The 22,690-nt window shown below is 38.1% G+C and carries 21 protein-coding genes; 10 read left to right on the top strand and 11 right to left on the bottom strand.

Features of this window, described 5'->3' with window-relative positions; all coding sequences use genetic code 11:
* Nucleotides 1–19 precede the first annotated feature (19 nt).
* Complete coding sequence (locus tag FEDK69T_RS11560; RefSeq protein WP_023574347.1) at nucleotides 20–838, top strand: glycosyltransferase family 2 protein; 819 nt, start codon at nucleotides 20–22, stop codon at nucleotides 836–838.
* A 60-nt stretch (nucleotides 839–898) separates the two neighbouring features.
* On the opposite strand, the gene FEDK69T_RS11565 is transcribed toward FEDK69T_RS11560, so the two are convergent.
* Nucleotides 899–1,960, bottom strand: a complete 1,062-nt coding sequence (locus FEDK69T_RS11565; protein WP_023574348.1) for a glycosyltransferase family 9 protein — start codon at nucleotides 1,958–1,960, stop codon at nucleotides 899–901.
* Between the two features lie 64 nt (nucleotides 1,961–2,024).
* Here FEDK69T_RS11565 and FEDK69T_RS11570 point away from each other — a divergent pair, with 64 nt between their 5' ends.
* Nucleotides 2,025–2,780, top strand: coding sequence for a lipopolysaccharide kinase InaA family protein (locus tag FEDK69T_RS11570; RefSeq protein WP_023574349.1), 756 nt, complete (start codon nucleotides 2,025–2,027; stop codon nucleotides 2,778–2,780).
* Between the two features lie 62 nt (nucleotides 2,781–2,842).
* On the opposite strand, the gene FEDK69T_RS11575 is transcribed toward FEDK69T_RS11570, so the two are convergent.
* Nucleotides 2,843–3,658, bottom strand: coding sequence for a 2,3,4,5-tetrahydropyridine-2,6-dicarboxylate N-succinyltransferase (locus FEDK69T_RS11575; RefSeq protein WP_035629701.1), 816 nt, complete (start codon nucleotides 3,656–3,658; stop codon nucleotides 2,843–2,845).
* Nucleotides 3,659–3,986: 328 nt separating this feature from the next.
* Between FEDK69T_RS11575 and FEDK69T_RS11580 the strand changes: the two genes are divergently transcribed.
* From FEDK69T_RS11580 to FEDK69T_RS11590, 3 genes are all read left to right on the top strand, one after another.
* Nucleotides 3,987–4,727 carry a class I SAM-dependent methyltransferase gene (locus FEDK69T_RS11580; protein WP_023574351.1) on the top strand — a complete coding sequence of 247 codons (741 nt, stop codon included), beginning with the start codon at nucleotides 3,987–3,989 and terminating at the stop codon, nucleotides 4,725–4,727.
* Between the two features lie 19 nt (nucleotides 4,728–4,746).
* On the top strand, nucleotides 4,747–5,163 hold the full coding sequence (ruvX, locus tag FEDK69T_RS11585; protein WP_023574352.1) for a Holliday junction resolvase RuvX: 417 nt from the start codon (nucleotides 4,747–4,749) through the stop codon (nucleotides 5,161–5,163).
* Nucleotides 5,164–5,267: 104 nt separating this feature from the next.
* A complete protein-coding gene (locus FEDK69T_RS11590) occupies nucleotides 5,268–6,779 on the top strand; it encodes a malate:quinone oxidoreductase (protein WP_023574353.1) in 1,512 nt (503 codons plus the stop codon).
* A gap of 36 nt (nucleotides 6,780–6,815) precedes the next feature.
* Here the strand turns inward: FEDK69T_RS11590 and FEDK69T_RS11595 are convergent, their stop codons facing one another.
* Complete coding sequence (locus FEDK69T_RS11595) at nucleotides 6,816–9,095, bottom strand: FUSC family protein (protein ID WP_023574354.1); 2,280 nt, start codon at nucleotides 9,093–9,095, stop codon at nucleotides 6,816–6,818.
* A 95-nt stretch (nucleotides 9,096–9,190) separates the two neighbouring features.
* On the opposite strand from FEDK69T_RS11595, the gene def reads away from it, so the two are divergent.
* The 5 genes from def (at nucleotide 9,191) to FEDK69T_RS11620 (ending at nucleotide 12,584) form a co-directional block, all read left to right on the top strand.
* The gene (gene def / locus FEDK69T_RS11600) at nucleotides 9,191–9,778 is read left to right on the top strand and encodes a peptide deformylase (RefSeq protein ID WP_023574355.1); all 588 of its coding nucleotides are present in this window, start codon (nucleotides 9,191–9,193) and stop codon (nucleotides 9,776–9,778) included.
* Between the two features lie 65 nt (nucleotides 9,779–9,843).
* The gene (locus FEDK69T_RS11605) at nucleotides 9,844–10,266 is read left to right on the top strand and encodes a DUF5606 family protein (RefSeq protein ID WP_023574356.1); all 423 of its coding nucleotides are present in this window, start codon (nucleotides 9,844–9,846) and stop codon (nucleotides 10,264–10,266) included.
* A 76-nt stretch (nucleotides 10,267–10,342) separates the two neighbouring features.
* Nucleotides 10,343–11,116, top strand: coding sequence for a nucleoside triphosphate pyrophosphohydrolase (gene mazG / locus FEDK69T_RS11610; protein WP_035629796.1), 774 nt, complete (start codon nucleotides 10,343–10,345; stop codon nucleotides 11,114–11,116).
* Nucleotides 11,117–11,119: 3 nt separating this feature from the next.
* Nucleotides 11,120–11,437 (top strand): antibiotic biosynthesis monooxygenase family protein, encoded by a 318-nt coding sequence (locus FEDK69T_RS11615; RefSeq protein ID WP_023574358.1) that lies wholly within the window; start codon nucleotides 11,120–11,122, stop codon nucleotides 11,435–11,437.
* Between the two features lie 10 nt (nucleotides 11,438–11,447).
* Nucleotides 11,448–12,584: a hypothetical protein gene (locus tag FEDK69T_RS11620; protein ID WP_131494728.1), complete on the top strand. Its 1,137-nt coding sequence runs from the start codon at nucleotides 11,448–11,450 to the stop codon at nucleotides 12,582–12,584.
* A 3-nt stretch (nucleotides 12,585–12,587) separates the two neighbouring features.
* Here the strand turns inward: FEDK69T_RS11620 and FEDK69T_RS11625 are convergent, their stop codons facing one another.
* From FEDK69T_RS11625 to FEDK69T_RS11660, 8 genes are all read right to left on the bottom strand, one after another.
* Nucleotides 12,588–13,094, bottom strand: a complete 507-nt coding sequence (locus FEDK69T_RS11625; protein WP_023574359.1) for an OsmC family protein — start codon at nucleotides 13,092–13,094, stop codon at nucleotides 12,588–12,590.
* A gap of 84 nt (nucleotides 13,095–13,178) precedes the next feature.
* The gene (locus FEDK69T_RS11630) at nucleotides 13,179–15,077 is read right to left on the bottom strand and encodes a DUF349 domain-containing protein (RefSeq protein ID WP_023574360.1); all 1,899 of its coding nucleotides are present in this window, start codon (nucleotides 15,075–15,077) and stop codon (nucleotides 13,179–13,181) included.
* Between the two features lie 301 nt (nucleotides 15,078–15,378).
* Nucleotides 15,379–16,143: a shikimate dehydrogenase family protein gene (locus tag FEDK69T_RS11635; RefSeq protein WP_023574362.1), complete on the bottom strand. Its 765-nt coding sequence runs from the start codon at nucleotides 16,141–16,143 to the stop codon at nucleotides 15,379–15,381.
* Nucleotides 16,144–16,243: 100 nt separating this feature from the next.
* Entirely contained in the window at nucleotides 16,244–17,650 is a 1,407-nt protein-coding gene (locus FEDK69T_RS11640; RefSeq protein WP_035629705.1) for a tetratricopeptide repeat protein, read from the bottom strand.
* Between the two features lie 136 nt (nucleotides 17,651–17,786).
* Nucleotides 17,787–18,986 carry an aspartate aminotransferase family protein gene (locus tag FEDK69T_RS11645; protein WP_023574364.1) on the bottom strand — a complete coding sequence of 400 codons (1,200 nt, stop codon included), beginning with the start codon at nucleotides 18,984–18,986 and terminating at the stop codon, nucleotides 17,787–17,789.
* 61 nt (nucleotides 18,987–19,047) lie between these two features.
* Nucleotides 19,048–20,703 (bottom strand): OstA-like protein, encoded by a 1,656-nt coding sequence (locus FEDK69T_RS11650; RefSeq protein ID WP_023574365.1) that lies wholly within the window; start codon nucleotides 20,701–20,703, stop codon nucleotides 19,048–19,050.
* A 164-nt stretch (nucleotides 20,704–20,867) separates the two neighbouring features.
* The gene (locus FEDK69T_RS11655) at nucleotides 20,868–22,139 is read right to left on the bottom strand and encodes an adenylosuccinate synthase (protein ID WP_023574366.1); all 1,272 of its coding nucleotides are present in this window, start codon (nucleotides 22,137–22,139) and stop codon (nucleotides 20,868–20,870) included.
* 62 nt (nucleotides 22,140–22,201) lie between these two features.
* Nucleotides 22,202–22,642 (bottom strand): Fur family transcriptional regulator, encoded by a 441-nt coding sequence (locus FEDK69T_RS11660; protein ID WP_023574367.1) that lies wholly within the window; start codon nucleotides 22,640–22,642, stop codon nucleotides 22,202–22,204.
* Nucleotides 22,643–22,690 lie beyond the last annotated feature (48 nt).

Consider the following 22,690-nt stretch of genomic DNA (forward strand, 5'->3'; position numbering starts at 1 on the left):
AGGTTACCTTTGCAGCATTATGCAAAAGAATATTTCAGTTGTAATTAGTACATACAATTCACCTGAATGGCTTAAAAAAGTAATTTGGGGGTATAACACGCAGACCTATCGTAACTTCGAGATGGTTATCGCAGATGACGGCTCACGTCAGGACACATTCGATTTGATCGAAGAAATGAAAAAGGAAGTGTTCTATCCGATTATTCATGTGTGGCACGAAGACAACGGTTTTCAGAAATCACAAATTTTAAACAAAGCTATTTTAGCCTGTACAACCGATTATATCATGATGTCCGACGGGGATTGCATCCCGCGTCCGGATTTTGTGGAACAGCACATTAAATTCAGGGAGGAAGGATATTTTCTTTCCGGAGGGTATCACAAACTGCCGATGGATTTATCCAAAAACATCACCAAAGAAGATATCTATTCCGGTAAATGTTTTGATGTGAACTGGTTAAAGAAGAACGGAATGGAATCCTCTTTTAAAAATCAGAAAGTAAATGCTGTCGGTATGAAAAGTTGGTTTTTAAATTTGCTGACGCCTACCACGCCAAGTTGGAACGGCCATAACGCTTCGGGCTGGAAAAAGGACATCGTGGCAATCAATGGTTTTGACGAACGTATGCAATATGGAGGACAGGACAGGGAGTTAGGGGAACGATTGGTTAATTACGGAATCAAACCGAAACAAATTCGCTATAGTACTGTTTGTCTTCATTTGGATCACCCAAGGGGTTATGCCACTCCGGAATCCATCAATAAGAATAGAAACATCCGAAAAGAAACCAAAGAGCTAAAGAAAAAATGGACCGATTTCGGAATCGTTAAAAAATAGTTGTTAGGTTATAAAAGTAAAAGCTCCAAATATTGAATTTGGAGCTTTTTTATTTCTGTCTTATAAATTATGTTGAAGGAATTTATCCAATTCAGGGATAATCATTTCCGGAGTCAGTTGTTTGTACAGTTCGTCCGGATTTTTTTCAATTTTCTTGCGCTCTTCAAAAGTAAAGCTGTCAAACAAATCGGGTTTCATTTCCAGTAAATGTACCGAATGATGGAATTTACCGTCTTCAAAACTGGCCCAATGATCTTTGTTTACATAAGGTGAGAAAATCGTAAAGGTAGGCTTGTGTAAAGCTTTGGCAATATGGACCGTTCCGCCTTCATTGGAGACCAATAAGTTGCACTGCGACATCAATTTTACAAAATCCCGAATACTTTGCGCATAAATATCCACTATGATGTTCTCTTTGTTTTTACACATTTCGTAGATTTTCATGGCTTCGGTTTTCTGATGAGGAGCATAGTTGAAAAGAATGTTCACATCATACTTCTTGGCAATGAAATCAACCATCTCAGCCACATATTCATATGGCATAGATTTTTGCGGAGTGCTTCCCAATACGCCAAGGACGATTACTTTTTTGTTGGAATACTTTCCCAGCAAATCTTCTTTTTTCTCAGCTTCGGACAAAAATATTTTAGGTTCATAATCAATAGGTTCAAAATCGCCAGCCTGATTCAATAAATGAATGCGGTCTTCAATAGCTTTGCCACAGATTTTGGTTTTTTCTTTTGAAATCTCAACCGGATTGGTGTAGTAGCCCCAATTTCCGAATTTCTTACGGCTTTTATGACCGATGGTCTGTTTGGCTCCGGAGAATTTACAAATGATACGGCTCTGTGTTTTGGAATACGGATCGAAAATGATATCGTATTTTTCTTTTTGGATCTGACGAATCAGTTTCAACAAAACAGAGAATTTTTTCAGCTCTTTGTCATTGATGGAAATGATCTTATCAATGTTCGGATTGTTCTCGATCACGCCGTGCGTAAAATCATAGGCCATGAAATGAACCTCGCTGTCAGGGTATTTTGCCTTGAAATTATTGGCTATCACCGAACTGATCAAAACATCTCCGATTCGCTTGTTTTGTATGATTAAAACTTTCTTCATAAAACTAATTCTTGGTGCAAAGTACTATTTTTTATACTTTTAAACCAAAATATTATTTACCTCAGTGAGAATTACCATCCATCCGAAATATGCATCCCAAAAAAACGCTGTACTGCAATTGGTTATGGCTTTTTTTGACGAAGGAGACCTGATTGTTAAAGGTTCCCGCAATACTATTAAATCAAATGTGTTGGGTGAGAAAAAGGTGAATATCAAATACTTCAAGAAGCCCGGCTTATTCAAATCGGTTATTTATTCGTTTTTTAGGAGTACGAAAGCCAAGCGTTCTTATGATTATGCCAATTACCTATTGGGGCATGCGATTTCGACACCTTTTCCGATAGCTTATTTGGAAAAAAGAAACGGATTAGGATTAATTGGTGACAGTTACTATGTAAGCCAGCAAATCGATTATGATTTTACCATCCGTGAGTTGATTCACGATCCTTTATTTCCCGAACGAAATATCATCTTGGAGCAGTTTGCCGAATTCACCTTTAAAATGCATGAGGCCAATGTGAACTTCCTGGACCATTCACCAGGTAATACCCTGATTGTAAAAAAAGGAGCAGGCGAATATGATTTCTTCCTGATTGATTTGAACCGAATGAAATTCGAATCCATGTCCATCGAAGCCCGAATGGATAATTTCAAAAAAATGTGGCTTTCCAAAACCATGGTAAAGGTTATTGCTAAAAAGTATGCCGAATTAACCAATCAGTCAGAAGAAAAGCTACATGCCTTACTTTTAGAAAAAACATTGGATTTCAAGCGGAAAATAACCAAAAAGAAATGGGTAAAGCGCAAACTCAAACGCTAACAAATAAAAAAAGCTCCGGACAAACTCAGGAGCTTTTTCGTTTTGATTATAACGAATGGTTCTTAAACCGCCACATCATATTCACGCAACGCATTGTTCAACGATGTTTTCAAATCCGTTGAAGGTTTACGTTTTCCAATGATCAAAGCGCAAGGAACCTGGAATTCACCTGCTGCGAATTTCTTAGTATAGCTTCCTGGAATTACTACCGAACGTGCTGGAACAATACCTTTCATCTCAACCGGTTCATCACCTGTAACGTCGATGATTTTAGTAGATGCCGTCAAACAAACGTTCGCTCCTAAAACCGCTTCCGTTTCCACACGAACACCTTCTACCACGATACAACGCGAACCGATGAACGCACCGTCTTCAATAATTACAGGAGCTGCTTGTAATGGTTCCAATACGCCACCAATACCAACACCGCCGCTCAAGTGTACGTTTTTACCAATCTGAGCACAGCTTCCCACGGTTGCCCAAGTATCTACCATCGTACCTTCATCTACATACGCACCGATATTTACATAACTCGGCATCAAAATCACACCGCTTGAAATATAAGAACCATAACGGGCTACAGCATTAGGAACCACACGGATACCTTTTTCAGCATAGTTGCGTTTTAAAAGCATTTTGTCGTGGTATTCGAAAATACCTGCTTCCCAAGTTTCCATTTTCTGGATAGGGAAATACATTACTACTGCTTTCTTTACCCATTCGTTCACCTGCCATCCGCCTTCAACAGGTTCTGCTACACGCAGTTTTCCTGAATCTAAAAGTTCGATAACTTCTCTGATCGCTTTCTGGGTGCTTTCTTCCTGTAATAAAGCTCTGTTGTCCCAAGCTTGTTCTATGATAGTCTGTAAAGTACTCATATTGTAATTATTGTAATTAATTTTTGGCAAAGATACGAGGATTTGACGAAATGTCGGAAATCAAAATCCGAAAGTCACAAGGCAAAGTCCGAATGTTAAATTTTAAATGAAATTATTTTTGGGATTTTTTGGAGCGACCCGAGCGATAGCGAATTGGCGAAGCAATGGCTTGGGCTTTATTTGTAATCCTTGTTCCCGCTTTCCGTTGCAATCTTTCATTGCAAGTTTGCAATGAAAGGATTTTCACTGCAATCGGGACTAAGGGAGAAACCATTTTTACATTTGCTATCTTCTTGAAATGTCGTAAATTGGTTGAAAATCAAAATCAATGAAAGATTATTTTTCCGTCAATTCAAAAGGGTATTCCCAATTCCGTCCCCGATATCCGGAGAAAATGATTCAACAAATTGTTTCCCTCGTAAAAGAGAAAAATGTAGCATTAGACGTTGCTACGGGAAATGGTCAGGTAGCGGCAAAATTGGCAGCGGTTTTTCAAGCGGTTTATGGTACCGATATAAGTGAAAACCAACTGAGTCAGGCACCGGAAATCAATAATGTCATTTATAGAAAAATGCCCGCGGAACAAACCGATTTTGCAGACCGTCAATTCGATTTAATTACAGTTGCACAAGCCATTCACTGGTTTGATTTTGATACCTTTTACAAGGAAATTTATAGAATCCTTAAACCGGATGGTGTTTTTGCGGTTATGGGGTACGGCTTTTTCTCCACCAATAAAGATTCGGATAAAATATTGTGGAGGTTGTATGAAGGTATAGTCGGGCCATATTGGGATCCGGAACGTGACTATCTTACACAGGAATATCAAACGATTCCGTTTCCTTTAGATGAAATTGTGAATGAAAAATATACTCAAACTTACACCTGGACATTCGAACAGTTAATTGGCTATCTGGAAACCTGGTCGGCCACAACCAATTATGAAAAAGCAAATAACAATGAAAATCCAATTGATATTGTTCGTGACGAATTAAAAGCGTCTTGGGAAAAAGGGGATAAAAAAGTGGCTTTCCCGATGTTTTTGCGGATTGGAAAATTAAAACCGTAAATTTGTAAAAAAAAATAAAATGCCAAGAATTCTCGCTATAGACTACGGAATGAAACGCACCGGAATTGCCGTTACCGATGATTTGCAAATCATTGCTTCGGGCTTGACTACCATTCCTTCAGAAACCGTAATCACTTTTTTAAAAGACTATTTCGCAAAAGAGAATGTTGCTAAAGTGCTTATCGGGGAGCCTAAACAAATGAATGGGCAACCGTCTGAAAGCGCGCCACTTATAGAAGCCTTTGTTGTGAAATTCAAATCGGCTTTTCCTGAAATGGTTCTGGAGCGTGTGGACGAGCGTTTTACCTCAAAAATGGCATTTCAAACGATGATTGACAGCGGACTCAAAAAGAAGCAACGTCAGAATAAAGCGCTGATTGATGAGATTTCCGCAACAATTATGCTTCAGGATTATCTATCCCGAAAAATGTTTTAACTTTTGTTTAAAATTTCCTAAAAATGATTTTTTGTCAGTAAACCGCTGAAAATTAAGATAAATTTTGCATCGTAAGACGTAAATTTGCACTTTAAAATTTTGCAATGACAACACAACACAAATCAGAAGCAGATGTAGTTTTAATTGGCGCCGGAATTATGAGTGCCACTTTGGGATTACTGCTGAAAGAACTTCAGCCAAATTTAAAAATCGAAATTTTTGAACGTTTAGATGTAGCTGCTGCCGAAAGCTCCGATGCATGGAATAATGCAGGGACTGGTCATGCTGCTTTTTGTGAGCTGAACTACACTCCTGAAAAAGGTGATGGTTCTATCGATACTTCTAAGGCGGTGAAAATTGTTGAGGCTTTTGAAGTTTCACGTCAGTTTTGGTCTTATCTGGTTGAGAAAGGTTTGTTGAACAATCCGGAAAATTTTATAAAAAGCGTACCCCACATGAGTTTTGTTTGGGGCGAAAAAAATACAAAGTACCTTAAAAAACGTTTCGACGCTTTACAGGAATTCCACCTTTTCAAGGGTATGGAATATTCGGAAGACCCTGAGAGAATTAAAGAATGGGCTCCGCTTATCATGGAAGGGCGTAAAGGTGCTAAGAAATTGGCTGCTACTACAATGCGTTTCGGAACAGATGTGAACTTCGGAGAATTAACCCGAAGCATTTTCAGACACTTAGAAACATTGGATGGTGTACAGTTGCATTTCAACCACGAGGTGCGCAAGCTTAGACAATACAATGATGGACCTTGGAGAGTGAGAGTTAATGATCTTAGTACAGGGATTAAAAAGCGCGTTAAAGCGAAGTTTGTTTTCATTGGTGCAGGAGGAGGATCCCTTTTATTGTTGGAAAAAGCCAATATACCTGAAGGAGCTGGTTTCGGAGGTTTCCCTGTGAGCGGACAATGGTTAAGATGTACAAATGATGAGCTGATTGAAAAACACCAGGCAAAAGTATATGGAAAGGCAGCGGTTGGAGCACCACCAATGTCAGTTCCGCATATCGATACACGAATGATTGACGGTAAAAAAGCGTTGTTGTTCGGACCGTATGCAGGATTTTCAACAAAATTCTTAAAGAGTGGTTCATATTTAGATTTGGCAAAATCCATTAAACCAGGAAATATCAAACCAATGCTTGGTGCCGGAATCAGCAATATTCCGTTGACAAAATATTTAATTGAACAGGTAATGCAATCGCCGGATGACCGAATGAAAGCATTGCGTGAATATTTGCCGGATGCCAAAAAGGAAGACTGGGTACTTGAAACCGCTGGTCAGCGTGTTCAGGTAATCAAAAAAGATAAAAACGGTAAAGGAGTTTTAGAATTCGGTACTGAAGTGGTAAATGCTGCCGACGGTTCTTTGGCGGTGCTGCTTGGGGCTTCTCCAGGGGCTTCCACAGCGGTTTCCATCATGTTGGATTTGATCGGGCGTTGCTTTAAAGAAGAATTAGCTTCTCCGGAATGGCAGGCTAAACTGAAGGAAATGATTCCGTCTTATGGTCAAAAATTAAACGAAAATACTCAGTTGGCAGACGAACTTCGTCATAAAACAGGAACAATACTGAAATTGAAAGATTTGACTAAGTCTTCAATCTAAAAAAAATAAAGGCGAACCAATTAGGGACGCCTTTTTTTATTCGTTTGTATTTAGGTTCTTTATCTCTTTTAATAAATTTTCAGATAGGTTAATCAGCCAGATTAACTGGTCGATTACAAGTTGCGCTTCTTCCATCTTCAGCTGAAAATCTTCCTCATTAATGCTCTTGCGTTTTAATTCTTGATAACGGATGTTTTTCAGTTCTATAAAACTCAAATCCAATCGTTCTTTTTCATCGCTTGTTAGTGCAGAGTCTTTTCTATTTCCGCTGAGGGTTTCAATGGCTAAATCCAAATTACGGATAACGGTATCAGTTACTATGTTAAATGCTTCGGAAGCTTCAGTGGTTTTGTGCGACTGAACATAAGTACCTAAAGATGCAGCTGAGGAGAGCAGTGTATGGTTGAGTACAACGGTTTTGTAAACATTCGCTATGTTTTTCTGCTTTGATTTAGGTTCCTGTTTCATCCTTTGGAATGAAGCCATCAGATTCCCGATTTCAATGAAAGCCTGTTTGCGGGATAATTTATATTCTGTGGTAGGTTCTCCTTTTCGGTTGTAAAAAAGGGTAATTTCCCTTAGGTAATTCCGGTTGGCGCCAATCGATTTCTCAAGGTGATTGCTGAGTTTTAAAAATTCCCAGGAAGGCCAAAGGAAGTAATTGCCCAAAAATGCCAGCACAGCTCCAAAGATTGTGTCTAAAATTCGGTATTGAATAACTTCAGTTACATTTGGCGAAAGCATTCCGTAAATGAAAATCACATTGATGGTCACAAATGTGGCTCCTATTTTATAATCAATTTGCGAATAGATAAAGCCTAAAATCATCGCAATTACTGATAATGTTCCCAAAATATAATTGTTGCTCACAAAGTAAAGTATGCCAAAAGCGATGATTCCTCCGATGATGGTTCCGGAAATACGTTGAAAAGAGCGTTGTTTGGTCAAACCGTAACCGGGGCGCATGATAACTACAATGGTAAGCAAAATCCAGTAACCATTTTGAAGCGGTAGCAATTTCCCAATGATGAAACCGGCAAGAATGGTTAATGACAGGCGTAAAGCATGCCTGAACGCCGTGGATGAAAAGCTCATATTTTCAGCTAATACACGAAGACGATAATTTTGAGGGGTGAGGAATTTTTCTATCTCCTTGTGTTTGTGTCTGAATTCTTCCAGATTAAGGTACCCGGCCAAGGCCTTTTCGATAATTTTAATTTTCTCAACCTGTCTTTCGGCATAATGCTGCATGTTTTTCAGCATCAAAAGACCTTCTGAGGTGGCGGTTGTACCTATTTCGGTTTTGTATCGTTCTATAATCTGCTGCAGTTTTTCCAAATCAAGGAGTAGGGTGTGTTCCGGAGTGTATTTTGTATTGTTTTGGAGGCTCTGTGACAGTTTTTTAAGCGTTGCCGCTATGTCGTAAGCCAGGTTTTGATAGGTTCGTAATGTTTTCGGATGATTGTCAAAACGCTGATGCAACTCATCGTGATTGAATGAAAATGAAAGCGAAATTTCCAATATTTCCACCAGATTCGTGAAGACAATCAGCATTTTTCGGTTTTGGTTTGAATTGCTCGAATTGATAGTGTTTCGGAATAAAAACTCACGGATATTTTCGTGAATCGTATTTATTTCCACCTGAATTTCAAGTTGTTTTTCGGTTATTCTGATTTTGTCAGCATCACTGTTCCATAAATCTCCGCGAAGCTTTAAATATCTCGAGGTTAGTTGCAGACAATCAGCAATCTGTAATTCCATATAACGGTGTGGCCGGAGGAAATGAAAAAGCAACGAAATGAAAAGGTAAAACAAACCTCCAAGTAAAATGTATGAGGTGTGTTCTATAAGTTGCCATCCTTTATAGGAATGACTGAAAGCAAGTGAAACAGTCATCAGACAGACGAAAGAAACCATACTGGCCCTCTGTCCGTACACAGAAATCATCGAAAAAAAGAACAATAAAACCAATAATATTGGATATACGATAATAGGGCTGTCCTGAATAAATCCGAGTGTTAATGTTGTGGTCGTGATTAGGAAAACAGCAATAAGAATACCTCTTATTTTATGGCTTAAACTGCCCGGTACATCGCTGGGAAAAGTAAGTAAAGCTCCGATAGCTATGGCAAAACCTTCCTTGAAATGATCGAATTGAGACAAGATAATTACGGGAAGTGCACAGGCAATAGTTACTTTTAAAGCATTGGCGAAGTTGGTGTTGTCTGTATGTTTTTTAATTTTTTGAATCATAACGGATTTCAACAGTGCTAGGGTGATTTGGGCAGGAAAACCGACTATAAATTTAAGAATCATTTCACATATTCTGTTTAAAAAAAGCCAAAAGCGTTGAAACACTGTCAGAATCTCTACTTTTTGATTATTTTTGCGGCATAACTAAGTTTCGAAACATGATTTTACCAATTATAGGATATGGCGATCCGGTGCTTCGCAAAATGGGCGAGGAAATTTCTAAAGATTATCCGAATCTAAAGGAAACCATTGCCAATATGTATGAGACAATGTACAATGCTTATGGCGTTGGATTAGCGGCACCTCAGGTAGGTTTGGCGATTCGTCTTTTTATTGTTGATTGCGAACCATTCAGTGACAGTGATGATTTGTCGAAAGAAGAAGCCGAACAATTAAAAGGGTTCAAAAAAACTTTCATCAACGCTAAAATTCTTAAAGAAGAAGGCGAGGAATGGGGTTTTAACGAAGGGTGTTTAAGTATTCCGGAAGTTCGCGAAGATGTTTTCCGTCATGAACAAATCACAATCGAATATTACGATGAAGATTTTAATAAGAAAACGGAAGTCTACGACGGTTTGATTGCAAGGGTAATTCAGCATGAATACGACCATATTGAAGGAATTTTGTTTACAGACAGAATTTCTTCACTGAAAAAACGTTTAATATCCAAGAAATTACAAAACATCATGGAAGGGAAAACCCGTCCGGATTATAAAATGAAATTTGTTGCCAAAAAAGGCAGATAATTTTTGTTTTTCAGCGTAAAGATTAGATATTTGTCATTCTTATAAAATAATACACACAATACACAATGAGCATAGAAAGAATATTATCGATTTCAGGTAAACCGGGATTATACGATTTAAAATTGCAAACAAGAACAGGTTTCGTTGCCGAGTCATTAATCGACGGTAAAAAAATCACTGTTGGAATGCGTAGCAACGTAAGTTTGTTGTCTGAAATTTCAATTTATACTTATAATGAAGAAGTGCGTTTATCTGAAGTTTTCAGAAGAATCGCTGAAAAAGAAGATAATGGTCCTGCGATGTCTCACAAAGAAGATAATGCTAAACAGGCGGCTTACTTCAGAGAAATTCTACCGGAATATGATGAGGAAAGAGTATATGGTTCCGATATTAAAAAAGTATTGAACTGGTACAACATGCTTCAGGCAAAAGGATTAATTTCTAAAGAAGTTCCTGCTCCGGCTGAAGAGGCTAAAACTGAAGAGTAATTTTCAAAAAATATACTGTAAATAAATCCTGTCCTTGTTGGGCGGGATTTCTTATTTTTACACAAATTCTAAAACAATGAACACACGTCAGCAACAATTGGATGCTTTTGGCCGGTTATTGGATATCATGGATGATTTACGTGAAAAATGTCCGTGGGATAAAAAGCAAACGCTCGAAAGTTTACGCCATTTAACTATTGAAGAAGTCTATGAATTGGGCGATGCTATTCTGGATAACGATTTGGATGAGATCAAAAAGGAATTAGGCGATGTGTTGCTGCATATTGTTTTTTATTCCAGGATCGGAAGTGAGAAACAGGCTTTTGATATAGCCGATGTTGCCAATTCCATTTGCGACAAGTTAATCGACCGTCATCCGCATATTTACGGGGATGTCGTTGTTGAAAACGAGGAGCAGGTTAAACAAAACTGGGAAAAACTGAAGCTGAAAGAAGGCAAGAAATCAGTTTTGGAAGGTGTTCCGAAAAGTTTGCCGGCATTGGTAAAAGCCAGCCGGATTCAGGACAAAGTAAAAGGAGTTGGTTTCGACTGGGAAGAACCGCATCAGGTTTGGGAGAAAGTTCAGGAGGAATTAGCCGAGTTGCAGCATGAAGTTGAAAATGCCAATCAGGATAAAATTGAAGCCGAATTTGGCGATGTTTTGTTCTCGATGATAAATTATGCACGGTTTTTGAATATCAATCCTGAGGATGCCCTAGAGCGTACCAACAAGAAGTTCATGAAACGCTTCATGTATTTAGAAAGCAAAGCTAGTGAAATAGGGAAGCCACTTTCGGATATGACCTTGGCCGAGATGGATGTATTCTGGGAGGAAGCGAAGAAGTTATAAATTATGATAGCAAAAACACCTGAACCTCCATATTATGCCGTAATTTTTACTTCTGAAAGATCGGAAGTTGAAGAGGGCTATTCCCAAACGGCAGATCGAATGGTAGAATTGGCCAGTCAGCAACCCGGATTTTTGGGAGTGGAATCGGCACGAAATGAAATCGGAATTACGGTTTCGTATTGGAAAGATCTTGAATCCATTAAAAACTGGAAAATGGATGCCGAACATACCATTGCCCGTGAAAAAGGCAGAATCGATTGGTATAATGAATTTAAAGTACGCATCGCTAAAGTAGAACGCGATTATGATTTTACAAAATAATAAAACAGGAATGAAAAAAATAGCCCTTTTATTACTATTGATTACCAATGCGGTAGTGGCTCAAAAAACTGTTAAAGTTACCGAGCAGACTTTAAAAATTAAACCGAATTCAACCGAGGAATTATTTTTTGGCTTTACGGAGGGCGACCGTATCATATTTACTTTTTCTGAAGAAGATGGTAAAAAATTAAGCGAAGTTTCCGTTGCCGAATATCCTGATAATACCAAATTTAAGGTAGTGGACGATAAGAAGGTGAAGAAACAAGAAATCGTGGTGATTCACAAATCGGCTTACCAGTTCAAATTCAAAAATGAAAGTCCTGAAGGGAGGACTGTTTCGGTGCTAATTCAGCGTATCCCTCCGGGTGATGCGGCAGCTAATTTCGATACTGCTGTAAAATGGGTGACTATACAGGACACAACGTGGAATTCGGTAACCAAAGATGTAGTTTTAGGATATGACACACTGATGGTTCAGAAAATCAGAAAAGTAGTGGGCTATGAAAAGAAATACGAAGAAATGGTTTTGGATAAAAGTCAGCGCGTAAATGCAAAAACCACTTTGGATACCAATAGAACCAGCGTGTATTTTACCTTGCCAAAAAACCTGATTACAGAAAGTGAAACCAAAAAAGTCGTTGCTTGGGCTTATTGGGTTGGCGTAGGGAAGGAAAGCAGTGAATACTGGAACCAAAACCGTAAAATGATTGTAGGCGCAGTTCAGGGGGTGGCGAGTTATTTTTCAACACCTTTGGGCGGATTGGCGGCAGGGGCAATTACGAACCTAGCGTTACCTTCCAATGGAGAAGATGTGGAATATGCTTTGGTGAATGAAGAAAACAAAAAACTGTACTTAGAGAAAAAGCCAATTAAGTCCTTTGATTTTGGAAAAGGAGTGGCTACATTTAAAAAATTCACTGAAAGTAATATGCTTCAGGGGCGCTACTTCGTAATGTTGAAAAACGATAACTACGTTCAGTCAATCGATGTTAACGTGAAAGTTTCGGCTATAATAGAACATAAAAAATTAAAAGATGAAACCTACATGGATTTGCAGGTTACGCCGCGAATTACGAAAAAAATAGTGTCTGAGCCAACAATTACAACACGCAAAATGTTAGTGACTTGGGATTATGGCCGAAAGTAAATTTTAAAGGTTCATGATTTTCGCATCTACTTTTACACTGTTTATCAAAGTTTGATAAACGACACAGTAACGTTCGGTCAATTTTAAAAGCGTCTGGATTTTTTCATCGCTTTCGGTTGTTTTGATTTCAAAAAGTAATCGGATTTGTTTGAATCCAACCGGAACATCTTTAGAAATTCCGAGCGTTCCTCTAAAGTCCAAATCACCCTCGGCTTTAACTATGCCTTCTGTCAGATTAATTTCTAATGCAGTTGCAACAGCGCTGAGGGTAACTCCTGCACAGGCAACTAATGATTCGAGCAACATGTCCCCGGAACATAATTGAAAACCGGTTCCACCTGTTGCGGGATGAAGACCTGCTTCTGATATTCTTAGCCCTGTTTCGATTTTGCAGGAAATATTTTCGCCAATATTTCCCTTTGCTTTTAATGTTATCAAAGCAGCATCACCATCCTTGGTATATTTCTCTTTTAAAGGAGTTTGCAGTTTTTTTAATTCCTCGCTGTTCATAAGATGAGTTGAATTTTTAGAATTGTATTGACATAAAAAAACCGCAGCTTATATAATAAGATGCGGTTTTTATTTTTGTTCTGCCTATTGCTGTTTTAGGCTTCGAATCTGTTTTAGTTTTTCTTTCCAGGTTTTCAATTCTTCTTTGTGACGGTCAATGCTTTTTTGAACCTCTCTTACAAACGGATTTTCTCCTTTTGTTTTCTTACCGCTACTGATAAACTGAATGTTGTTTTCCAACTGGATGATTTCTCCCTGCATTTCCTCAATCTTACGCATAATGTAGATTTGTTCGTTTTGCAGTTGTCGTGTATCCTCATTTTCTGTAAGCTGCTCCAAACGGTTGCTGAACTTCGCCATTTCGGCATCTTTCTTAGATAAGCTCAGTTTATCGAATAAAGCATCCAGTATTTTATTGAATTTACCTTCAATATGACGTCTTACATGAGGTACTTTACCGAATGATTTCCAGGTTTCGATATGCTTTTTAATAGCATCTAAATCAGTTTTGTGATCGCCTGTCAATTGGAAATCCTTTAAGGTATCCAAATACTCTTTTTTCTTGTCGAAAGCCTCTAATTCTTCATTGCTTACTTCATTACGCTTCTCGTGCATTCTGTCGAAGTAATGATTGCAGGCATCTTTAAAATCCTTCCAAACGCTGTCGGAATATTTTTTAGGGACATGGCCAATTTTTTTCCATTCTTCCTGAATTTGCTTCATGATTGGTGTTGTGACATTAAAATCATCGCTTTCCTGCAACGATTTTGCTTTTTCCACCAAGGCCATTTTTTTGTTCAGGTTGTCCTGCTGGTCTTTTTTGATATCCTTGTAAAATGCATTTTTGTGTGCATTGAAATTGCGTACGGCATCTTTAAAGGCAGTCCAAGTGGCTTCATTTACTTCTAAAGGCACTTTTCCTGCTTTCATAAATGCAGAACGAAGGGCTTCTATCCTTTCGATTTGGCCTTGCCAGGCACTGTGTGCTGCTACTTGTTCGTTGGCAATGGCTTCTATCTGTGCGATGATTTCCTTTTTCTTAGCCAGATTTTCCACTTCGATTTCTCTTGCTTTAGCGAAAATTGCCTCGCGCTTGTCATGTAATTGCTTGGTCAGCTCGCTGAAACGGTTCCATAATTCTTCACGGTGTTCGCGGGAAACAGGTCCGATTTCTTCTTTCCAGATTTTATGCAATGATTGTAATTCGCGGAAAGCTTTCGGGACATCTTCTTCATTAACCAGTTCTTCAACGCGTGCTATGATTTTTGATTTTAATTCATAGTTGTGTTTAAAGTCAAGGTCGCGTGCTTCACGGTCTAAGTGTAAGTGATCGTAAAAACGTTCAATATGGAAGTGGAAATTGTTCCAAACGTGATTGTATTTGTCGCGCGGAATCGGTCCTGCATTTTTCCAACGGTCACGCAATTCATTAACGGTTTTCAACATTTCCTGCATGTTTTCGCCGGAATTATCGATAACATTTTTCAGTTCTTCGATGATGGCTAAACGAACATCCAAATTGTGTTTAAGGCTGTTCTGCATTTGTTTGAAATGCTGGTTTTTCTGGTCTTTATACAGATTGTAAATCGAATCGAATTTGTGTTTTAGCGGGAAATGGTATTCGAATCCGCTGGTGTCACCATTGTTTTCATGACTGTATTCATCACGTTTTTCCTCAATAAAATGATGGTATTTCGCTATGAATTCTTTTTTGATTTCTTCAACGTGATTGCGAATTGAAAGTAATTTTTCGTTGGTAACCAATTTGTGTAGTTCAGAGGTTAGCTCTTCCATCGACATGGACTCATAGTTCAGCATCGGAATGTCATGTCCCTCACTGATGCTTTCGTCTTCGCTTTCTTCTGCGTTTGAACTTTCAATAGCTTCAATAGCTGATTGATTTGTTATTTGAGCAGTTTCCTCTTGTGTAATTTGCTCCTGTCCTTCTGCCTGTGGCAGGTTATCATTCTTTTCTTCTAACATTGTAAATAATGCTTAAGTTTAACAAAATTGAGCCGAAAGATACTAAAGCACGCCGATAATTCAAAGGAAATCCGGTTAAATGAACAGATTTTTCTGTTTAAATGATAATTGTTCTGAAAGTGAAGCGAATGGTTTGGGCGTGTTTGGTTTCCATGTTCCCGCTGTACGCTGCAATCTTTTAATTTTTTGTAGTATTAATTTTAAAAATAGAAAAAAATTAAAAGGATTTTCGCTTCCATCGGGGCTATTTCAGGGAAGTTTTTGCTTTTCGGTAAAATTTGTGATTTTATAAAAAAAACAATTATTTATTCCAGATTTCCCAAGCTTTTTCGGCCTGAAAAACCAGCATGTCATAACCGTTTTTGGTCATTGCGCCATTTTCTTTGGCTAAACGTAAAAATTTGGTTTCTTCCGGATTGTAAATCAAATCGAAAGCAATGTGGTTTTCGGTAAATAAAGAATAATCCAAAGGAGGACAATCATCTGTGTTTGGTGAAGTACCTACAGGTGTGGTATTTATGATAATTTGGTATTCTGAAAAAAGTTCCTGAGTCAGTTCGTCGTATGAAAACTGATATTCTGTTGGGTTTCGGGAAACAAAATCATAATCGATATGCAGTTTCCGCAAAGCATAGGCAACTGCTTTACTTGCTCCGCCTGTTCCTAGGATCAGCGCTCTCTTATGTTGTTTTTTTAGTAGTGGTTGTAATGCTTTTTTAAATCCGTAAAAATCAGAGTTGTAGCCTTTTAAATTGCCGTTTTTTGAAATTTTGATTACGTTTACTGCTCCAATGACTTCAGCGTTTTTTGATAAAGTCTTTAAGTAAGGTAACACTGCTTCTTTGTAAGGAATGGTTACATTCAGGCCTTTCAGGTTTTTGGTGTTAGCCAAAATTGTCGGAAATTCGCTGATGGAACCTATGTCAAAATTTTTATACGAATAATGTGTGAAATTGATTTTTTCAAATTTCTCCGTAAAGTATTTTTTGGAAAACGAATAGCTGATATTCTTTCCAATTAATCCAAATTTTTTCTTTTTCGGTTTTTTTGCTTTTTTCGATTCCATTTCTTATTCGTGTAAGAGTTTGAACATTTTATACTATAAAAAAAACGGTCAATTAGATTCTAATTGACCGTAAAGTTAATAGTAAAATGTCGTATTTGGTTTACTCTTCGTTTGCTTTTTTATGTTTTTCGACAGCATTTTGGACAATTTTTCGGTTCCAGATTACAGGGAATAATTCTTCCAGCACTGTTCTGTTTTCGAAATTCAGTCGCAATCCGTTGGCAAGGTGGAATTTTCCTTTAGTATCATCCTGAAGCATAAAATACAAGCCTGCTAGGCGATATTCCACTTCGTATTCTTCCGGGAAATATTCGGTTGCCTGTAATAGCGTTTGGACGGCACTTTCAAATTCGCCCAGAAACTGTAAAATATCTGACCAGAATAACCAGGTGTCTAATTCACAATCGCCATATTCCACTGCTTTTCGGTAACCATATTCTGCTTCTTCAAAGAAATGCAACGCTTTGTTTATTGTAGCATATCGTTTCCAGTATAATTTGTTTTCATTATCTATTCCAAGGGCTTTATTTGCATAGTATAAGGCTTTTTGGAAATTTTTCAGACGAATGTAAAAGTCGGTTATGGCAATCCATGCTTTGTCTAATAAAGGATCTTCGTGAACGGTTTTTAAATAGAACTGCAGTGCTAATTCAGTGTTGCCTAATTTTTCATGACATTTCCCTACGCGTAATAAGGCGAAAGATGTAGCGTCATCCAATTCCATAGTTACCATATAACAGTCAATGGCTTCCTGGTATTTTTTTAGTTTTTCCAAAGCTTTAGCTTTTTCAAGATAAGCGCCAAGGAAATTTTCATCGATCAGGGTAGCATAATCGAAAGCTCGAACAGCTTGGTCATAATCCTTTATGGTATAATATTGGCGTCCAAGTTGGTGCCATGCGACTTCGCTGTAAGGGTTTCGGTCAATGAAACTGTTCAGGAACAAAATAGCTTCGTTGTTCTGGTCTAAGAAGTCAAAACAGTATACGACATTATATAGGGCGGAATGATCGTCTAAATCTTCGTCCAGGCATTTAATGAAGTTTTCCTTTGCCAGTTCCAATTCGTCCATGAATAAATATTCCATCCCGATTAAGGAATAAACATCCACATAATCGTCGGTATATTTCAGTGCATATTTTAGTAATTCAACGGCTTTTTCGTGTTCATCCCTTTTCGAATGAATATTAGCCTTTAGAATATAAATTTCTTCGTTTGTAGGTTCGAGGGCATATAACTCGTTTAGCATTTTTTCAGCTATGTCGAGTTTGTCCTCAAAAATTAAAAGTTCTACTTGAACCAACTTCAAACCGGTCGATTTGGGGTGTTGTTCTAAGCCTAATTTTAAAGCCTTTTTGGCCAAGTTTATTCTGCCCGTGTCGAGATAATGAAGAATAATGTCTTCAAACTCTTCCGAGTCAAAGAAGAATACCTTGTTGGTTTTCAACATAGATTCAAACTTTGATAAGGATAAACTGTTTTCCTCTTCCTCGTTACTCAAATACATACTCAACTTGTTTAAAATTATCCCTATTAAAATTACTAAAGGTTTTAGGCCTTTTAGTGATGAACGTTTTTATGTTGTAAACAATATTATTAACAATTGATTTGTGGTTTTTTGCTATTGGTTACCAGTTGTTTAATTATTCCTCACTCATTAATTCCTCCATCACTTCATTCATAGCTTCAAGAATGATGCCACAACCTTCTTCAATCTCCTCATTAGTAAGAGTAAGGGGCGGAGTGATGCGGATGGCGCACCCTTCGAACAGCAGCCAAAATAAGATAAGTCCTTTGTCCTGACATTTAAAAATGACTTTATTGGTGATTTCAGGACTTTCTGTCATTGCGGCCAGCATTAAACCTTCGCCTCGAACCTCTTTAATTAAAGGATGTACTAGTAATTTACGAATTAATTGCTCTTTTTCCAATGTTTGAGGCATTAAATCCGTTTCAAGGAGCTCTTTTAACGTTGCAAGACATGCTGCGGCTATAACCGGATGTCCCCCGAAAGTAGTAATATGCCCTAATTTTGGATCGTGGCTCAGCAAATCCATGTATTCTGTTTTGGCCATAAAAGCGCCTACAGGCATGCCGCCGCCCATTCCTTTGCCCATTACAACAACATCGGGAATAATATCATAATTCTGGAATCCGAACAGTTTTCCTGTACGTCCGAATCCGGGCTGAATTTCGTCTAAAATCAATAAAGCACCAACTTCATCACAACGCTGACGTACTTTTTTCAGGAAATCATTATGAGGCTGAATGAATCCGGCTCCACCCTGAATGGTTTCCATGATGATTCCGGCCGTTTTTTCTGTGATTTTCAGTAAATCTTCTTCGTTGTTGAATGTTATAAAATCCACATCCGGAATTAACGGACGGAAGATTTGCTTGCGTTCTTCAAATCCCATCACGCTCATCGAACCCATTGTATTTCCGTGATAAGCATTATAACATGAAATAAGTTGGCTTCTTCCGGTTACGCGGCGGGCTAATTTTAAAGCTCCTTCTGTAGCTTCCGTTCCTGAATTTACCAAATAGACTTTATCTAATGGATCAGGCGTGTTTTCTGCCAATAATTTACATAGTTCTACCGCAGGATCCTGTGCGTATTCACCGTAAACCATTACGTGTGCATATTTGTCCAGCTGGTTTACAATAGCTTCCCGGACTCTGGGGTGTTGATGCCCAAGTGTGCAGGCAGAAACACCGGCTACGAAGTCCAAATAGGCTTTTCCTTTGGTGTCGTATATATAGGAACCTTTGGCATGTGAAACCTCCATTCCTAAAGGATAAGGAGAGGTTTGGGCCTGATATTTATAGAAATCTTTAAGCATTGTTAAGGGGCTGGGATTTGATTATGCAGTTATTTGAAAAATAGATAACTGCAATCGTATACTATTTCTTTTTCTTCTTTTTAGCTGGCGAAGTTGTTTTCTTTTCCGGTTTGCCGTAGTTTAAAGTTTCCTTTTTAACTTCCATTGGTTTTTCGGCTTTCAGTGATTCTTTTTTGCTTTCGATGGCTATTTTTTCACCCAATTCGGTTTCTTCTTTCGGGAAAATATCGGCCAGGGTTTTGATTTCTTCGTCTCCTCGCCAGATGAATCCTCTAAGTTTTCGTGCGTTTTCAGGTAAGTCCTTTTCGGGATAAATCTGTCCTTCCGGATTCACGAATTTGGTCACTGTTTGAATTTTGTTGTCTTCCAATTCCAGATGAATCGAACTGCAAACGCCTTTATCGATTCCTACTAATTCGTTTTTGTCATTATACATGTAGTAAATCATTTCTGCATTTTTTACCATGTCGACTTCATAGAGTTTGTTGTCTCGGAATTTCCCGTACAGATTCAGTCCTTTTACCTGATTATAACCATTGCCAATCGTATCTTTCTGTATAATAAAAGCATCGTTCATCACTTTTAAGGAATCCATTTTTTCTGTTTTGTTATTGCCAATCAGGTGCATTATCTCTCCGGTTAATTGGCTTTTTTGACTCCATAGAATAGGTCTTCCGATTAATTGCGTCAATCCTTTTTTCTGATCGGAATGAATTGAATCGCATTTTCCGCTCATGTCTGACTTATATATTCTTGCATTGTTAAACCCGCGTACAATGCGTTCTCCTGGTTTTCCTGTAACAAGTAAACGCTTTGCGTGAATGTAAACCGAATCGTTTTCTACAAAGGAAGAAACCAATGCTTTTTTGGTTATAAACATGGAATCTTTGTTTTTATACATCTCAGCATAATGTCCTTTTACAACCATGCGGTTGATACTGTCTGTAATTTTTACATTATTGATGGCCTTGGAAAATTCCTGTTTCCGGTCGTAATAAATCTTATCGCCCTTTATTTTCCGGTTTTTGTAGGTGATTGTTGAGTTTTTTGACAGGTTGGACGTGTGGTTTTTGGTGTCGTAAAAACCGTTTTCCGTGTAAATTACATTCTCTTTACTGGTAATGGTAGACGGACCAAAAACATATGCATGTCCGGAATTGTCATAAAAATCCAAATGGTTCGTTTTTATTGTGCATTGCGGATTGGTGACTGTTACTGCTGTTTTAAACTGGTATTTCTTTTCGTTTAAAAAATAACGTCCCGATTTACTTCTTAAGGTGTTTTCTTTGTTGATGATGGTTCCGTAAGTGTTGTAGTATGCTTGTTGGATGGCTCTGTCGAAGTTGATTGTGTCTGTTGTTAAAGTAGATTCCGGCGAGCGTAAAACCACATCTCCCGTTGCAAAAGCAAATTTTTGATTTCCGTTGTATTCTGCATATTTACTGGTCATTGAAATGGAGTCTCCTTGGTTCAAGCGGACACTTCCAAAGGCTTTTACGTAGTTTTCATCTTTAAAATGATAGGCTTTGTTGCAATTGATAATTACCCCGTCGTGTTCTACCTGAACGTTTCCTGTGAATAGAATGGCACCCGGAATTTCGGTTTGATCCATGTCGATGAAATCAGAATGGACAATTCGTATAATTTTTTTGTCTTGAGCTAAAGAGGTAAGTCCAACAAAAAAGGCACTTAATATGAATAGGATGTGTTTTTTCAAGGCGTGAAATTTTGCCCAAATTTAAGTAAAATCCGTGAAAGCCGATTTTTATTAAGAATTATTTGTGTTGTTGTGAGGGAAAGGGAAGAAAAGGGGTAAGGGAGAGGGTAAAAGAAAAACCGTAGCAATAAAAAAAAACGCCTTCCAAAGAAGGCGTTTTTGAATTATTTCATGATTGTCTGTGTTCTGTCTGGTCCTACAGAAATCACTTTGATTGGAACTCCAACTTCTTTTTCGATGAATTCCACATATTCTTTCAATTCGGCAGGAAGTTCGTCGTATTTGGTCATGCCTGTTAAATCAGCTTTCCATCCTTTTTTCTCCACATAAACCGGAGTTACGTTTTCTTCCTCAATGTTATAAGGCAAGTGGTTGATTATGTCGCCTTTGTATTTGTATCCTGTACAAACTCTTAAAGTGTCGAAACCTGAAAGAACGTCGCCTTTCATCATGTATAACTGAGTAACACCGTTTACTTGTACGGCATATTTTAAGGCTACAAGGTCTAACCATCCGCAACGACGCGCACGTCCGGTAACAGAACCGAATTCGTTTCCTACTTTAGCCATGGTTTGTCCGTCTTCGTCGAATAATTCGGTTGGGAAAGGTCCGCTACCAACACGGGTAGTGTATGCTTTGAAAATTCCGAATACATCTTTTACTTTATTAGGAGCGATTCCTAACCCTGTACAAGCTCCGGCAGCAGTAGTGTTTGATGAAGTAACGAACGGGTAAGTTCCGAAATCAATATCAAGTAATGAGCCCTGAGCACCTTCAGCAAGGATTGATTTTCCGGCTTTCATTGCGCTGTTTAGATATTCTTCGCTGTCAATGAACTGTAATGATTTTAAAACTTCAATTGCTTCAAAAAACTCAGTTTCCATTTCCTGTAGATTGTACTGCATGTCAACATCATAAAACGAAATCATCGCTTCATGTTTGTCGGCTAAAGCTCTGTAGCGCTCTTTAAAATCAGTAAGCTCAATATCTCCTACACGGATTCCGTTTCTACCTGTCTTGTCCATATAAGTTGGGCCAATTCCTTTTAAGGTAGAACCGATTTTTGCTTTTCCTTTTGCTGTTTCTGAAGCAGCATCCAATAAGCGGTGTGTTGGTAATATTAAATGAGCTTTTCTGGAAATCAGTAGTTTAGATTTGATGTCCATGTTGAATTTCTCAAGACCTTCCAATTCTTTTTGGAAAACCACCGGATCGATAACTACACCGTTTCCGATGATGTTAACTGCTGTTTTGTGGAAAATCCCTGAAGGGATAGTTCTTAAAACGTGTTTGATTCCGTCAAATTCTAAAGTGTGTCCAGCGTTAGGTCCGCCCTGAAAACGAGCTATGATGTCGTATTTTGAAGTAAGAACATCAACGATTTTTCCTTTGCCTTCGTCGCCCCACTGTAAGCCTAGCAGTAAATCTACTGTCATTGTGTTGTTTGTTATTTTAGTTGTTTTATATTTTTTAAGAATGCTTAAACAAGCAATTCTGTTTATTCTTGTTTTTTTGTAGCGTAAAAATAAAGCGAATGGTTGTGAATGCTAATGCCGAAAATTTCTTCGATGGTTTGCTTTATCGTTTGGATTCTCGGGTCACAGAATTCGATTACTTCGCCAGTGTCGCTCATAATGATGTGATCATGTTGTTTGTCGAAATAGGATTTTTCGTAATGAGCCTGATTCTGACCAAACTGATGGCGTCTTACCAAACCGCATTCCAATAACAATTCAATCGTGTTGTAAAGCGTAGCACGGCTCACACGATAGTTTTTGTTTTTCATTTTGATGTACAGCGATTCAATGTCAAAATGATCCTGACTTTCGTAAATTTCCTGAAGGATAGCATAGCGTTCCGGCGTTTTGCGGTGCCCTTTTTCTTCAAGATATTTCGTGAATACTGATTTTACAATTTCCTGATTCTTATTGTTTTCCATTTAAGGCTTGCTATAAAAGACCGGCAAAGATACGGTTATTTTTTGTGA

This window comes from Flavobacterium enshiense DK69, assembly GCF_000498495.1.
Taxonomy (GTDB): Bacteria; Bacteroidota; Bacteroidia; order Flavobacteriales; family Flavobacteriaceae; genus Flavobacterium; species Flavobacterium enshiense.